The sequence below is a fragment of the Phaeovulum sp. genome, assembly GCF_030684035.1.
Classification (GTDB): Bacteria; Pseudomonadota; Alphaproteobacteria; order Rhodobacterales; family Rhodobacteraceae; genus UBA6213.
On record NZ_JAUXPI010000037.1, the window covers coordinates 47,162 to 61,725 of the forward strand.

Genomic DNA, 14,564 nt, shown 5'->3' on the forward strand with positions numbered 1-14,564 from the left:
GCACGAATTTGCGCTGTTCGGCAAAATTTTGCCGCGATCCTGGGTATGGTGGCAAGGCGAATGGCAAGGGGTGCGGCATGCGAAACTACTTTCTGGTGACACTGGCATATCTGGCCTTTGCCCTGATCGTGGCTGCCTTGGTCGCAGAGGCTCCGCTGGCTGCGCTTGGTGCCGCGGGCGGGGCTATGCAGGAACTGGCGGAGCTGTTGCTCATTCCGGTGTCGGTGCTGTTTTGCATTGCAACACTGCGGGCACTGCTCTGGCCGGTGCCACAAGCGCGCCAGCGCCTGCTGGATTTCTGGCTGGCGGCCGCTTCCTTGCTGCCGCTGCATGTCGGGTTCGCTACCCTCAAGACCTTGCTGCCGGGGATGGTTCCCTTTTACGCCGACCCGGCATTGGCGCAGGTCGATGCCTGGCTGCACGGCGGCACCGACGCCTGGGTGCTGGTGCACGCATGGGGGCGCGGGCTGCCGGTGGCGCTGGTTGAGCAGATCTATCTTCTCGGCTGGTCCTTCGTGGCGGTGCTTTTTCCGCTGATGCTGGCCGCGAGCGATGATGACAAAGACCGCCGCCGTCGGTTTTTGACACTCTACCTTGCAAGCTGGATCGTGCTTGGAAATCTACTGGCGCTGGCGGGCTCTTCCGCAGGCCCGGTCTTTTACGATCAGCTTCTGGGCGCTGCCCGGTTTATGGCGCTCGGCCCGACGTTGCTGGAAAGCGGCATTGCCGATTCGCAGATTGGCGCAATTCAGGATTACATGTGGTGGAATTACCTTAACGGTGCCCAGCAACCCAGCGCCGCGATTTCGGCATTTCCCAGCTTGCATGTCGCCATCGCCACGTTGTTCGCGCTCTATCTGGCCGAGCGGAGCCGTTGGCTTGCGCCCATAGGTGCGGCTTTTCTGCTGGCGATCCTGTTCATGTCGGCATTCACCGGCTACCACTACGCGATTGATGGCTACGTCTCGATCGCCTTCGTGGGACTTGTCTGGCTGGCGCAAAGGCAAGGCGCGGCAAGTGCTGTGCTGCTCGCCGCCAAGGCGCTGACACGGTTGCCTGCGCTGCTTTCACGCGGCAACTTCGCAGCGTTACGATTGCGCCGTTCGGTCAGGTAAGCTACGCAGTTTCCGGCAGAAGCGAGACGCAGTGGCAGCCGGAGGAACCGAGCATGACCGGGATCGAACGCGAGTCGATGGAATATGATGTGGTGATCGTGGGTGCCGGGCCAGCGGGCCTTTCCGCTGCGATCCGGCTGAAGCAGATCAACACCGCGCTTTCGGTGGTGGTGCTGGAAAAGGGCTCTGAGGTCGGCGCGCATATCCTTTCGGGCGCGGTGCTCGACACGTCGGGGCTGGATGCGCTGATCCCCGACTGGGCCGAGCGCGGTGCGCCGGTGAAAACCCGGGTCGCGCGCGACGATATCTATCTGCTCGGTCCGGCGGGCCAGATGCGCATTCCCAATTTCACCATGCCGCCGCTGATGTCGAACCACGGCAAATACATCGTATCCATGGGCAACGTCTGCCGTTGGCTGGCCGAGCAGGCCGAGGCGCTGGGCGTGGAAATCTTTCCCGGCATGGCGGCAAGCCAACTGGTGCTGGAAGGCGAGCGTGTGGTTGGCGTGGTGGCGGGCGAGTTTGGCAAGAATGCCGACGGCAGCCTTGGCGCAAGCTATGAACCGGGCATGGAGCTGCGCGGCAAATACGTGTTCCTGTCCGAGGGCGTGCGCGGCAGCCTCGCCAAGGCGGTGATCGAGAAATACGACCTTTCCGCCGGGCACGAGCCGCAGAAGTTCGGGCTGGGGATGAAGGAGATCTGGCAGATCGACCCGGCCAAGCACCAGCTTGGCAATGTCACGCATACCATGGGCTGGCCGCTTGGCGGCAATGCCGGTGGCGGCGGTTTCATCTACCACGCGGAAAACAATCAGGTTTACATCGGCTTCGTGGTGCATCTGAACTACGAGAACCCCTGGGTGTACCCCTACATGGAATTCCAGCGGATGAAACACCATCCGATGGTGGCCGAGCTATTGGAGGGCGGCAAGCGCGTGGCTTACGGCGCGCGGGCAATTTCCGAGGGCGGCTGGCAGTCGATCCCCAAGGTTTCCTTCCCCGGCGGCGCGCTGCTTGGGTGTTCGGCAGGCCTGGTGAATGTGCCGCGGATCAAGGGCAACCACAACGCCATGCACTCCGGCATTGCCGCAGCCGAGGCGGCGGCAGATGCAATTGCCGCCGGGCGCGGTGGCGACGATCTGGTGGAATACGAAACCGCGTTGCGTTCCGGCCCGGTCGCCCGCGACCTTCGGCGGGTGCGCAACATGAAGCCGCTTTGGGCCAAGTTCGGCATGCTGGCGAGCCTCGGGCTTGGCGGTTTTGACATGTGGGTGGCCAGCCTGACCGGCTGGAACCCGTTCGGGACCGTGCATCACGGAAAATCCGATGCTGCCGCAACCGGGCTGGCGGGCAACTATGCGCCGATCGATTACCCCAAACCCGATGGCAAGCTGAGCTTTGACCGGCTGACCAACGTCGCCTTTTCGGCCACCAACCATGAGGAAAACCAGCCCTGCCACCTGCATCTGGCCGATGCCGAGGTGCCGATTGCGGTGAACCTGCCGAAATACGGCGAACCGGCGCAGCGCTATTGCCCGGCGGGGGTTTATGAGGTGCTCGACGGGCCAGAAGGGCCGCGGTTCCAGATCAATTTCCAGAACTGCGTGCATTGCAAGACCTGCGATATCAAGGACCCGAGCCAGAACATCACCTGGACCACGCCGCAGGGTGGCGACGGGCCGAACTACCCCAACATGTAACGCTTGCGCGATACCGGGTTCAGGGTCGCGCGCCCGCATTGCGCGGGCGCTGCGGCCTCGCTAGGCTTGCCGCCATGCCAATGAGGAGCCGCATCTTGCCTTGTCAATCTGCCCGCGCCCTGCTCGTGCTCTGCCTTGCCGCCGCGCTGCCGCTTGCTGCCCGCGCCCAGGACAGCGAAGATTTCGCCGGGCCTTACCTAGCCGCGCGCGAGGCAGCGGTTGCAAATGATTTCGCCGCAGCGGCGCGCTATTCGGTGCAGGTGCTGGCGGCCGACCCCGGGAACCTGTTCCTGCAAGAAGCGGCGCTTATTGCGCAGGTCGCGGTAGGCGATATCACCGCCGCCGCCGCGCTGGCCGAAACCATGGCGACCGGGCCGAATGGCAGCCAGATGGCTTCGCTGGTGCGGCTTGCGGGTGCCGCCCGAAGTGGCGATTTGGCGCAGGTGCAGGCGCTGGTCGCGGCGGGAACCAACACCGGGCCGCTGCTTGACGGACTTCTGCTTGCCTGGGCCCGGCTTGGCGGCGGCCAGACGCAAGAGGCGCTGGCAGGCTTCAACGCGCTTGCCGCAGATGAAAGCTACGCGGCCTTCGGCCTCTACCACAAGGCGCTCGCGCTGGCGAGTGTGGGTGATTTCGAAGGGGCCGACGCGATTCTGTCGGGTGCCGAAGCGGGGCCGTTACGGGCTACGCGGCGCTCGGTGATTGCGCATGCACAGGTGCTCAGCCAGCTTGACCGAGGTGCCGATGCGCTGGAAATGCTCACCGCCCTGTTCGGCCCTGATCCGGACCCTGCCATTGCCGCGCTTCGCGACCGGCTGGAGGCGGGCGAGGCGCTGCCCTTTAGCCTGATCGGTTCAGCGCGCGACGGACTGGCCGAGGTGTTCTTTACCGTTGCTGGTGCACTGAACAGCGAAACACCCGACAGCTATGCACTGGCCTACGCGCGCTTTGCCGAATTCGTGCGGCCCGAGCATGTCGATGCGGTGCTGCTGGTGGCGAGCATTCTGGAGCGGATGAAGCAATATGACCTCGCAACCGGCGTCTATGCCGGTATTGCGCGCAGCAGCGAGGCATTTCACGCAGCCGAGCTGGGCCGCGCAGGGGCGCTTTTCGAAGCCGGGCGCAGGGAAGCGGCGCTTGAAGTGCTGACAGCCCTTGCGCGCGATTTTCCCGATACACCCGGCATCTGGAGCGCGCTAGGCGATATGCAGCGGCGCACCCAGATCTATGCCGAAGCGGCGCTTTCCTATGACCGGGCGATCGCGATTTACGGCGAACCCGCGCCGGATCAGTGGTTCCTCTACTATGCGCGCGGCATGGCAAACGAGCGCGCCGGTGCATGGGCGGCCTCAGAGGCCGACTTTCGCACCGCGCTGCGGCTGAACCCCGACCAGCCGCAGGTGCTCAACTACCTCGGTTATTCCTTCGTTGACCGCAACGAGAACCTCGACGAGGCTTTGGGCATGATCGAGCGCGCGGTGGCTGCGGTGCCCAATGACGGTGCCATCGTCGACAGCCTCGGCTGGGTGCTCTACCGGCTTGGCCGCTATCAGGAAGCCGTGGGCCATATGGAAAAGGCGGCGTCGCTGATGCCGGTCGATGCGCTGGTCAACGATCATCTGGGCGATGTCTTCTGGGCCGTGGGGCGGCTGCGCGAGGCCGAATTCCAGTGGCGCCGCGCTCTTTCCTTCGGCCCCGAGACCGAGGAGGAGGCGGCGCGAATCCGGCGCAAGCTTGAGGTCGGGCTTGATGTCGTGCTGGCCGAAGAAGGTATGCCGCCGCTGAAGGCGCTCGCCGCCAATGGCAATTGATGAAGCTGCCCCGGCCAAGGTGAACCTGACGCTGCACGTTACTGGCCAGCGCGCCGACGGCTATCATCTGCTCGATTCACTTGTGGTGTTCACCGAAACGGGCGACCGGCTGCACTTTGCGTCCGCGGATGCCCTCAGCCTCGGCGTGACCGGACCAATGGCAAAGGGGTTGCCATCGGACCCTACGAATCTTGTGTTGCGGGCCGCAGCGCTGATGGGCGGCTGCGGCGCGATGATCACCCTTGAAAAGCACTTGCCGGTGGCGGCGGGGCTGGGTGGCGGCTCATCCGACGCCGCCGCGGCGCTGCGCGGCCTCGCGCGGCTCTGCAACCGGGCGCTGCCCGATCTGCGCGAGGTGGCGCGGCTTGGGGCTGACCTGCCGGTGTGCCTTGCGCCCCGGCCCCGGCGGATGGGCGGAATCGGCGAGGTGCTGGCAGAGGTGCCGCAACTGCCGCCATTCTGGCTGGTGCTCGCCAACCCCGGGGTCGCGGTTGCGACGCCTGCGGTATTCGCCGCGCTGGCGGACAAGACCGGCAAACCCATGCCGCAGACGCTGCCGCGTTGCGCATCGGCGGCGGAACTGGCGAGCTTCCTGCGCATGCAGCGCAATGATCTGGAACTTCCGGCGCGACATCTTGCCCCGGTGATAGGCAAGGTGCTGGCGGCGCTTGCCGCGCAGCCGGGCTGCCTGTTGGCGCGGATGTCGGGGTCAGGTGCCACCAGCTTCGGGATTTTTGCCGACCCGCTGCACGCTGCCGCCGCAGCGCGCGCCATTGCAGCCGCCGAGCCCGGCTGGTGGGTGCGTGACACCGCGCTTTCCGCCTGAACCGGCTGCCTCAGACCGTTCGCGCCACAACGTAGTCGGCCAGTTCGTCCAGCATCGTGCGCAAGGGATGCGCGGGCAATTCGGCAAGTGCCGCGCGCGCCTTGCTGGCCCAGTGCCGCGCCTCAAGCCGCGTCGCCTCAAGCGTGCCGTGCCGCGCCATGACCGCCATTGCCTGCGCAAGGTCGCCTTCGCGCTGGTTGCCCTTTTCGATTACCCGGCTCCAGAAACCGCGCTCTTCAGCATTGGCCTTTGCAACCGCCAGTATCACCGGCAGCGTCAGCTTGCGCTCGCGGAAATCGTCACCGGTGTTCTTGCCGATCGCCCCGGCATCGCCGGCATAGTCAAGGTAGTCATCGACCATCTGGAACGCCACGCCCAGGGCATCGCCATAGGTGAAGAGCGCGCGCACCTGTGCCTCGGGCGCGCCCGCAATCACCCCGCCGACCTCGGTCGCCGCCGAGAAAAGCGCTGCGGTCTTGCCGCGGATCACCTGCAGATAAACCGCCGTATCGGTGCGCAGATCCTGTGCCGCGGTCAGTTGAAGAACTTCGCCCTCGGCGATGACCGCCGAAGCATTTGCGAGAATGTCGAGCACCCGCATATTGCCGGTTTCGGTCATCAACTGGAACGAGCGGGCAAAAAGGTAATCGCCCACCAGCACGCTCGACTTGTTGTCCCACAAGAGGTTGGCGGTGGGTCGCCCACGCCGCTGCGCGCTTTCGTCAACCACGTCATCGTGCAGCAGCGTGGCGGTGTGAATGAACTCCACCGTTGCGGCCAGATGCACATGGTAAGGCCCAGCGTAGCCGCAAAGCCGCGCCGCGGCGAGGGTGAGCATCGGTCGAAGCCGCTTGCCACCCGCTTCGACCAGATGCGCGGTCACCTCGGGAATGCGGGGGGCGTGTTCGCTTGCCATCCGGCTGCGGATCAGCGCGTTCACCGCCGCCATGTCCTCGGCAAGCGCCTCGGCGAGTTGGTCATGCGGCTTATGCGTTTTGTCCTGTCGCCCCATCGCCGCGGTCTCCATTTCTCGGGCGACCTCGACAGGGCAGGCATTCGTGCCTAAGTCTGGTCGCATGAAAGAGCTTTTGCGCACCACCGACCCGGTGAAAATCGCCTTCGCCACCGCCCTTCTTGAGGGCGAGGGTATAACGGCGTTTCAGATGGACGTCCACATGAGCGTTCTTGAAGGCAGCATAGGCATATTGCCGCGCCGCCTGATGGTGGCGGATGCGGATCTGGATGAGGCGCGCGCGGTATTGGCCGATAACGGGCTGGACGGGGCGTGATGTTCGCCGACGATTCGCTGAGCGAAGACGCGTTTCTGGGCGGACGGCTGCGGCTTTTGCAGCCGCGCGAGGGGTTTCGGGCGGCGATGGATGCGGTTCTGCTTGCGGCAGCCTGCCCGGCAGTCGCGGGCCAATCGGTGCTGGAGCTTGGCTGCGGCGCGGGGGTTGCAAGCCTCTGCCTCGGGGCGCGGGTACCGGGGCTGCGACTTCAGGGCATCGAGATGCAGGCGGATTATGCCGACCTCGCGCGCCGCAATGCGGAACGCAGCGCCCAGATCTTCGAGGTGTTCGAGGGTGATCTGGCCGCGCCGCCCTCGGCGCTGCGCGCCCGAAGCTTCGACCATGTGCTCGCCAACCCGCCGTTTTTCGCGCATCCCGGAAGTGCCGCCGCCGACCCCGGCCGTGAAACTGCGCAGCGCGAGGCGACGCCGCTTGCGGTCTGGTTAGAAACCGGTCTGCGGCGGCTTGTCAGCGGTGGCTACCTGACGCTGATATTGCGTGCCGACCGCCTGCCCGATGCGCTTGCCGCGTTTGCACCGGGTGCCTTCGGCGTTACCGTGCTGCCGATCGCCGCGCGCGTGGCGCGGCCAGCGGGGCGGGTGCTGGTGTTGGCGCGCAAGGGCGGGCGCGGCGCGTTCCGGCTGCTTGCGCCGTTTCACATGCACGCAGCGCCCCGCCATCTGCGCGACGGCGAAGACCTGACCGATGCCGCCCGCGCGATCCTGCGCGATGGTGCCGCGCTCGCCTGGCGCTAGGCCGCGCCGCGACCAACGCGCGCAGCTTGCGCAAAAACCTCGATCAGCGCCGCCACCGGGCGTGACACCGCCGCCGGAATGTGATGCAATCATGACAATGAGCACCAGAAGAAGGAGACGGCCATGACGGTTGATGCCCACATCGAAGAGCTGCGCAAAAAGCACGAGGCGCTTTCCGCGGCGGTCGAAGAAGCGCAGCGCAGCCCCGGCTCCAGCGACGTTGAAATTGCCGAACTCAAGAAACAAAAGCTGAAGATCAAGGAAGAAATCCACCGCCTGACCCACGAATAGGCGTTATCGCCGCGCAGCGCGCGCGGCAAGCAAGGCCCCGCCAGCAATCAGCACGGCCGCAAGCGCCAATGTGGGGCTTGGCCTTGCCATTCCCGCCAGCACCAGCGCCAGCGTTGAAAACAGCGGCGCGGCATAAGAGGCGGTGCCGAGCATCTGGATGTCGCCACGCTTCACGCCGATATCCCAGGTGTAGAATGCCAGCCCCACCGGCCCGAGCCCAAGCGCCAGAACCGCGCCCCAGCCAATGGCCCCTACCGGCCACCGGGTTTCCTCAAGCGCCAGATGCGCGGGCAGGGAAAGCGCTGAAGTTGCAAGACAAAACACCGCGACTGTCGCCGTGGGCACGGCACCCAAGCGCCGTGAGATCAGCGAATAGCTCGCCCAGGTGAGCGCGCAGAGCAAGGCGAGCAGGTGGCCGGGTTGCAGCCCGCCCCCGATGCCACGCCCCCCGGCCACGATCAGCGCCGCCCCGGCAAAGGCGACCGCCGCCCCGGCAACATGCGCCCGCCGCAGCTTTTCGCCGGGCAACAGCCCGGAAAACAGCACGATCAGCAGCGGCCAGAGATAGGCAATCAGCCCCGCCTCGGCGGGTGGCGCCATCCGCAGGGCGCTGAAGTAAAGAAAGTGGTAGCCAAAAAGACCGGCGGTGCCGAAAGCATAGACCTTTAGCGGCACGGTTCCGAGTTGCCTGAACCCGCCGCTGCGCGCGACCCAGATCAACCCCATGGTGCCGCCGATGGCGAAGGTCATGGCGTTGAGCTGCAACGGTGGCACCGGTGCCGACCCCACGGTGAACAGGGCCAGCAGCGACCAGAGCACCACCGCCGAAAACCCGACAAGAGTTGCGCGCCTGCGCTCAGCCAACATGCCCTGACTCTTCCTGCGCCTCGCGCCTAGTGGCTCGCCGCATTGAAAGCCGCATCGCGCAGCTTCTGGTCAGCACGCCGCCGCTCCTGATCTATTTCTGCGGCAGCAAAAAGCACCCGAAACTCGGGGTTCAGCATGCCCCGATCCGCACAAAACTGGTAAAGCGCATGATGCGGGTTGGTGTTGATTTCGGTTATCACCGGGCCGCGCGTGGTCTGCACGATGTCAAAGCCCAATATCCCGTGGCCCGGAAACATGCGGTGCGCCTCGGTTGCCATGCGGGTCACCTCTGCCCAGTGCGGATAGTGCATTCCCACCACAGGTGCCTCGGGGAAAAGCTGCGAATGCGTGATGAACTTGCGACCGCCTGAAGCACTCAGCATTGCGCGGGTTGCCTCGCCGGTTGCCGGGTCGATCAGAACCAGCACGTTGTCGCCGCCCATCAGCGAATCGACCATCGCCCCAGGGGCCGGAAGCTTTGACCCCGCGTAAAGCAGCTGCGGCCCGCCGGGCACCCAAAGCGTGACCAGCCGCATGCTCGACAGCGTCTCGCCCGCGATGGCGATGATTTCGGGGGGCTGGCGCAGCAGTTCCTGAAACAAATAGCCGCGGTGGAAATACTGCATGATCTCTTCAGCAATCGCGGCAACGCTTGCCTGCCGCCCGTCGCCCAGCAGAACTTCGGCACCATCTGGCGTAACCGACAGGAACGACGCAGCCCCCACCGACTGCGAGCTGTTCACCGGCTTGCCGAATACCGGCAGGTTCGCCGGGTCGCGCAGAAAAGCGACGATATCTGCCGCCGTGCGCAGCGCCGACATCGCGCCGTAATTGGCATCGACCGAAAGAATCGCGCGGGTTTCGGGCACCGGAAATCCGGCAGCTTTCAACACGACAGCGGTCAGCACCTTGTCGATGGTCAGCGACGATTGCAGCTCGCGCGATGGCGGCGAAAAGCGGGCGTTGAGCAGGTCGCTGCCGTGGGGCGAAAGGAAGGCGGCACGCTCGGCGGCGGAGAGTGTCGGCCGATAGAGCTCATAGCGCAGGTAGTCGTAGGGGCGCAGCTTGCCGGGACCACCCGCCAGCCGTGCCATGTCCCAGATCATCGCGGCGGTCGAGCGCCCGCCAGCGCTCTGCGCCTTGCGCAACCAGAAGGCCAGATCGGGCTTGTTGGCGCGGATTCTGGTTGCAAGGATGGTTTCGGATTTGGTCGCGGTCATTCGGCGCTCCGCCTGAGGGCTGCGGGCGAAGGCTAACCGCCTTCCCCCGCGCCCGCAATCGGTGCATTGTCAGACGACGAACTGCCCGCCGTTTGCACTGATGGTCGAACCGGTAATGAAGCCCGCGCCATCGGCCGCAAGAAATACCACGCAACGCGCAATTTCCTCGGGCTCGCCAAGGCGGCCGACCGGAATCTGCGGAATGATGCGCTCGGCCAGCACCTTGGGGTCGATGGCGCGGACCATTTCGGTGCCGATGTAGCCGGGGCAGATAGCGTTTACGGTGATGCCCGCGCGCGCGCCTTCTTGCGCCAGTGCCTTGGTGAAGCCCAGATCGCCTGCCTTCGCGGCGGAATAATTCGCCTGCCCCGCCTGCCCCTTCTGGCCGTTGATCGACGAGATGTTGATGACCCGGCCAAACTTGCGATCACGCATGCCGTTCCAGACCGGATGCGTCATGTTGAACAGGCCGGAAAGGTTGGTATCCATCACCTCTTTCCACATTTGCGGCGTCATCTTGTGGAACATCGCATCGCGGGTGATGCCGGCGTTGTTGACCAACACATCCACCGGGCCAAGATCTGCCTCGACACGGGCGATTCCCGCCACGCAGGCCTCGTAATCCGCAACCGACCATTTGTAGGTGGCAATGCCGGTTTCAGCGGCAAATTTTGCAGCCGCCTCGTCGTTGCCGGCGTAGTTGGCTGCTACCTTGTAGCCCGCTGCCTTCAGCGCGATTGAAATGGCCGCGCCAATGCCGCGCGAGCCGCCGGTTACAAGTGCCACTCTCGACATGATTCCTCCCGAAAATCAGTTTCCCTTGAAATCCTGTTACCGAAAAGAAACCAGGCGCGCAACAATGTTGCGCCCCCGGCTTCGCATTTGCAGAAATTCAGGCCCGCTCGAGGCACATGGCCACGCCCATGCCGCCGCCGATGCAGAGCGTCGCGAGCCCCTTGTTCGCGCCCGAGCGCTTCATTTCGAACAGCAGCGTGTTCAGAATGCGCGCGCCCGAGGCACCGATCGGGTGGCCAATGGCAATGGCCCCGCCGTTGACGTTGACCCGTGCCGTATCCCAGCCAAGATCGGCATTGACCGCGCAGGCCTGCGCCGCAAAGGCTTCGTTCGCTTCGATCAGATCGAGGTCCGAGGCCTTCCAGCCCGCTTTTTCCAGTGCTTTCCGGCTCGCCGGAATCGGCCCGCAACCCATGATCGAGGGGTCAACGCCCGCCGTCGCGTAAGAGGCGATGCGCGCCAGCGGCACCAGCCCGCGCCGCGCCGCCTCGGCCTCGGTCATCAAAAGCACCGCCGCCGCGCCGTCGTTGATGCCCGAGGCGTTGCCTGCGGTCACCGTGCCATCCTTGGTGAAGGCGGGTCGCAATTTCTGCATCGATTCAAGCGTGGCACCGTGGCGGATGTATTCATCCGCGCTCACCACGATGTCGCCCTTGCGGGTCTTGACCGTGAAGGCGACGATTTCGTCGGCGAACTTACCTGCCTTCTGCGCGGCTTCGGCCTTGTTCTGGCTGGCCAAGGCAAAGGCATCCTGCATATCGCGGCTGATCTGCCATTGTTTGGCGACGTTTTCGGCGGTCTGGCCCATGTGGTAACCGTTGAAGGCATCCCAAAGCCCATCGCGAATCATCGAATCGATGAAGCTCAGGTCGCCCATCTTCTGCCCGGCGCGCAGATGCGCGACATGGGGCGCGAGCGACATGCTTTCCTGCCCACCCGCAATCACGATATCCGCATCGCCAAGCTGAATGTGCTGCGCGGCAAGCGCCACCGAACGCAGTCCGGAGCCGCAGACCTGGTTGATGCTCCAGGCCGCCGCTTCGATCGGCAGCCCGGCTTTTATATGCGCCTGTCGGGCGGGGTTCTGGCCCTGCCCGGCGGTCAGCACCTGGCCGAGAATGGTTTCGCTCACCTCAGCCTTGTCGATCCCCGCCCGCGCCACAACCTCGGCAAGCACGACGGCACCCAGTTCATGCGCGGGCGTGTTGGCGAACGCGCCGTTGAAGCTGCCGACAGCGGTGCGCGCCGCCGAAACGATTACGACATTGGTCATGAAACCCCTCCCATTGCGGATAAGCGAAAACAAGGCGCTTCCGCGCCTCGATGCCGCTGTGCAGCATGCGCAAAGCTGGTCGCTGGTCAAGCCAAATGGTTAGGGCGCGCGGGTGGTCGCGCAATTTTCTTGCGCAGTGGCAGGGGTTCAGGCGCGCAGTTGCGCGGCGGGAACTTTCCATGGCGGCACGATTGTGGGCGCGCCATAGTAGTAGCCCTGCATGCAGTCGATGCCGAGGCTTTGCAAGAATGCAGCGTCGCGCCCGTTCTCGACCGACTCGGCCACCGTGAACATGTCAAAGTGCCGCGCAATCGACATCAGCGCCTGTGTCAACACCTGATTGTCGGCGTTGTCGCTGATGCCGCGGATGAACTGCCCGTCGATCTTGATGATGTCAAAGTAGAATTCGCGCAGGTAACGAAACGAGGTGAAGCCGGCACCAAAATCGTCAAGCGCAAACGAAACGCCGCGCTGCTGAAGGTCATGCATGAAGACGGTCACGATTTCGGGCATGACCATGGCCGAGCTTTCGGTGATTTCGAGAATCAGCCGCTCGGCCGCGGTGTCATCCATTGCCAAACCCTTGCTCAACGTTTTCATCCAGAGCGGATAGCCGATCGATCGCGCCGACATGTTGATGGCAAGCCGCAGGCCCGGGTCGGCGGCAAGCGCGATCAGCCCCATTTCCAGCGACAGGCAATCGATCTTGCGACCAAGCTCGGTGGTTTCGATGGTCTCGATGAAATCCTTGGCCGGAATGATCCGCCCGGTTTCATCCAGAATCCGAATCAGGCCCTCGTAAAAGGCCGGGCGATCGGGGCTGGCACCCTGCACAATAGGCTGAAACGCCAGCACCACATCGCGCCGTTCCACCGCGCAGCGCACCATCGACATGGTTTCACGGTCTTGCTGTGCCACAGCGTAATTGAGCGGGCTGACCAGCCCGGGCTCGACAGGCTCGGTCGGAGGAAGAACACGTTGATGCATGGCCCGCTCCCTGCTGCTTCGACGCAATTTCGCCTTGAAGCCGCTAAGAAGGAGTAAAGGTTCGCGTTTGCGTAGAATTTGCTGGAAATCTTCGGGCAGGCAGACCGGGCCCTTCATGGGCATCGCGCCCGCAACCTTGCGCAGCCCCCCGCCGCGCCAATGGTCGGTTCAGTTCGTCGGCCCAGGCGTTCCCTCGGCCACTAACGCGGCAAGCAGCGCGCGCGCTTCAGCCCCATCCCAAGCCGCATCACCGATCATCCGCGCCACTTCCTGTCCTTCGCGGTTCAGGATCAGTGTTACCGGCAGGCCGAGAATGCCCAGTTCCCGCGACATTGTCTGGCGCTCATCGCGCAAGATCTGCAAATGCGTCACGCCCGCCTCGGCAAAGAACTTTTCGATTGCAGGCATCGAATTGCGCCCGGTGGCAACGGTGAGAACCTCGAAAGCATCGCTTCCCATGGCACCCTGAAGCCTGTCGAGTGAAGGCATTTCGGTGCGGCAACTGGCGCACCATGTCGCCCAGAAATTTACCACCAGAACCTTGCCGCGCCATTCATCAAGGCGGCGCTTGGCACCCTTTTCATCAAGCAGCACGACCTCGGGCATCGCCGTGGGCGGCGCGGTAACCGCCAGCTTTTTCATGTCACCCAAACGCAAAGCCTCGATGTCGGCGGCAAACGCCCCCTGGGCGGTGAAGGCCAGTGCAGCGACGAGGGCAAGGCGGCGAAACAGGGGCATGGCTTTCTCCTCATGGCGGCTTGGCCGCTGTGAAGCATTTAACTCTTCGACCGCCGCGGCGAAAGCCACCTCACCAACTCGTCATCGCAGGGCAGGGCTTGAGGTGGTGCGGTTTTTGCGGCAGATTGTGCCCGGGTCGGCAGTTCACCCAGGCGTCACCGTGCCGCAAAGGCAAGCTAAACCTGCACCTTGCACAGGGGTCAACAGCCCTCGCGTGCCGCGTCGAAAGCCGGTGACCATCGACCCTGAAAGGCCCGGCACGAGACGAGGACGGCCATGACACGAACTGCTTATGCCTTTGAAGTTGCTGATATTTCGTCGCTGGCCAAGGCGCTGGTGCGGCAATTGGGCGAAACGCCCGCGCCGCCCGGCCACCTGGCAATGCTCAACATGCTGGCGCGCGGCGCGGGTTGGCGCAATTTTCAGCATTTCCGCGCCAGCTACGGGGCCAGGGCGGCCCTGGCGGAACCCGCGCCGGCCGAGACGGTCGATTTCACCCAGGTCGCCCGCGCGCTGCGCCAATTTGACGCCGAAGCGCGGCTGATCCGCTGGCCATCGCGCGCCAGCCAGATCAGCCTGTGCCTCTGGGCGCTTTGGGCGCATATCCCCGCCGATACATCCATGTCCGAGCGCGAGGTGAACGTGCATCTGAACGCCTGGCACCTTTTTGGCGACCCGGCGCAATTGCGCCGTTTCATGGTCGGCGCGGGAATGATGTCGCGCAAACCCGATTGCACCGATTACCGCCGCATCGAACAGCGCCCGCCGCCCGAGGCGCTGGCGCTGATCCGCCAGCTTTCGGCGCGCGGATAGGGCGGCAATCGCGGCGCGGGCATTTGCGCGCAGAGCCCGCGCCGTGTAAGGCTCGGCGCAGAGATGTTGCGCCGAGGCCGAGCC

Annotated in this window: 15 protein-coding genes; 8 read left to right on the top strand and 7 right to left on the bottom strand. The window is 64.6% G+C overall.

Annotated features, from left to right (window positions below; genetic code table 11):
• Positions 1–77: 77 nt before the first annotated feature.
• The 4 genes from Q8J98_RS08470 to Q8J98_RS08485 all read left to right on the top strand — a co-directional run bounded on the left by Q8J98_RS08470 (position 78) and on the right by Q8J98_RS08485 (position 5,452).
• The gene (locus Q8J98_RS08470; RefSeq protein WP_305293960.1) at positions 78–1,115 is read left to right on the top strand and encodes a phosphatase PAP2 family protein; all 1,038 of its coding nucleotides are present in this window, start codon (positions 78–80) and stop codon (positions 1,113–1,115) included.
• A 53-nt stretch (positions 1,116–1,168) separates the two neighbouring features.
• Positions 1,169–2,815 (top strand): electron transfer flavoprotein-ubiquinone oxidoreductase, encoded by a 1,647-nt coding sequence (locus tag Q8J98_RS08475; protein ID WP_305293961.1) that lies wholly within the window; start codon positions 1,169–1,171, stop codon positions 2,813–2,815.
• A gap of 95 nt (positions 2,816–2,910) precedes the next feature.
• On the top strand, positions 2,911–4,626 hold the full coding sequence (locus Q8J98_RS08480; RefSeq protein ID WP_305293962.1) for a tetratricopeptide repeat protein: 1,716 nt from the start codon (positions 2,911–2,913) through the stop codon (positions 4,624–4,626).
• On the top strand, positions 4,616–5,452 hold the full coding sequence (locus Q8J98_RS08485) for a 4-(cytidine 5'-diphospho)-2-C-methyl-D-erythritol kinase (protein ID WP_370868073.1): 837 nt from the start codon (positions 4,616–4,618) through the stop codon (positions 5,450–5,452). Before Q8J98_RS08480 ends, Q8J98_RS08485 begins: the two co-directional genes overlap by 11 nt.
• Before the next feature lie 10 nt (positions 5,453–5,462).
• Here Q8J98_RS08485 and Q8J98_RS08490 read toward each other — a convergent pair whose 3' ends face one another.
• Positions 5,463–6,464 carry a polyprenyl synthetase family protein gene (locus Q8J98_RS08490; RefSeq protein WP_305293993.1) on the bottom strand — a complete coding sequence of 334 codons (1,002 nt, stop codon included), beginning with the start codon at positions 6,462–6,464 and terminating at the stop codon, positions 5,463–5,465.
• A gap of 64 nt (positions 6,465–6,528) precedes the next feature.
• Here Q8J98_RS08490 and Q8J98_RS08495 point away from each other — a divergent pair, with 64 nt between their 5' ends.
• From Q8J98_RS08495 to Q8J98_RS08505, 3 genes are all read left to right on the top strand, one after another.
• Complete coding sequence (locus Q8J98_RS08495; RefSeq protein ID WP_305184299.1) at positions 6,529–6,741, top strand: DUF2007 domain-containing protein; 213 nt, start codon at positions 6,529–6,531, stop codon at positions 6,739–6,741.
• Positions 6,741–7,496: a tRNA1(Val) (adenine(37)-N6)-methyltransferase gene (locus tag Q8J98_RS08500; RefSeq protein ID WP_305293963.1), complete on the top strand. Its 756-nt coding sequence runs from the start codon at positions 6,741–6,743 to the stop codon at positions 7,494–7,496. Before Q8J98_RS08495 ends, Q8J98_RS08500 begins: the two co-directional genes overlap by 1 nt.
• Positions 7,497–7,619: 123 nt before the next feature.
• Positions 7,620–7,787 carry a YdcH family protein gene (locus tag Q8J98_RS08505; RefSeq protein ID WP_305184301.1) on the top strand — a complete coding sequence of 56 codons (168 nt, stop codon included), beginning with the start codon at positions 7,620–7,622 and terminating at the stop codon, positions 7,785–7,787.
• 3 nt (positions 7,788–7,790) lie between these two features.
• Here the strand turns inward: Q8J98_RS08505 and Q8J98_RS08510 are convergent, their stop codons facing one another.
• From Q8J98_RS08510 to Q8J98_RS08535, 6 genes are all read right to left on the bottom strand, one after another.
• A complete protein-coding gene (locus tag Q8J98_RS08510) occupies positions 7,791–8,654 on the bottom strand; it encodes a DMT family transporter (RefSeq protein WP_305293964.1) in 864 nt (287 codons plus the stop codon).
• A gap of 26 nt (positions 8,655–8,680) precedes the next feature.
• Entirely contained in the window at positions 8,681–9,874 is a 1,194-nt protein-coding gene (locus tag Q8J98_RS08515; protein WP_305293965.1) for a sugar-transfer associated ATP-grasp domain-containing protein, read from the bottom strand.
• 69 nt (positions 9,875–9,943) lie between these two features.
• Complete coding sequence (phbB, locus tag Q8J98_RS08520) at positions 9,944–10,669, bottom strand: acetoacetyl-CoA reductase (RefSeq protein WP_305293966.1); 726 nt, start codon at positions 10,667–10,669, stop codon at positions 9,944–9,946.
• A gap of 97 nt (positions 10,670–10,766) precedes the next feature.
• The gene (locus Q8J98_RS08525) at positions 10,767–11,942 is read right to left on the bottom strand and encodes an acetyl-CoA C-acetyltransferase (RefSeq protein ID WP_305184305.1); all 1,176 of its coding nucleotides are present in this window, start codon (positions 11,940–11,942) and stop codon (positions 10,767–10,769) included.
• A 147-nt stretch (positions 11,943–12,089) separates the two neighbouring features.
• Positions 12,090–12,929: an EAL domain-containing protein gene (locus Q8J98_RS08530; protein WP_305293967.1), complete on the bottom strand. Its 840-nt coding sequence runs from the start codon at positions 12,927–12,929 to the stop codon at positions 12,090–12,092.
• Positions 12,930–13,097: 168 nt separating this feature from the next.
• Positions 13,098–13,667: a TlpA disulfide reductase family protein gene (locus tag Q8J98_RS08535; RefSeq protein ID WP_305293968.1), complete on the bottom strand. Its 570-nt coding sequence runs from the start codon at positions 13,665–13,667 to the stop codon at positions 13,098–13,100.
• Positions 13,668–13,943: 276 nt separating this feature from the next.
• Here Q8J98_RS08535 and Q8J98_RS08540 point away from each other — a divergent pair, with 276 nt between their 5' ends.
• On the top strand, positions 13,944–14,480 hold the full coding sequence (locus Q8J98_RS08540; RefSeq protein ID WP_305293969.1) for a DUF2087 domain-containing protein: 537 nt from the start codon (positions 13,944–13,946) through the stop codon (positions 14,478–14,480).
• The last annotated feature ends 84 nt before the right edge of the window (positions 14,481–14,564 follow it).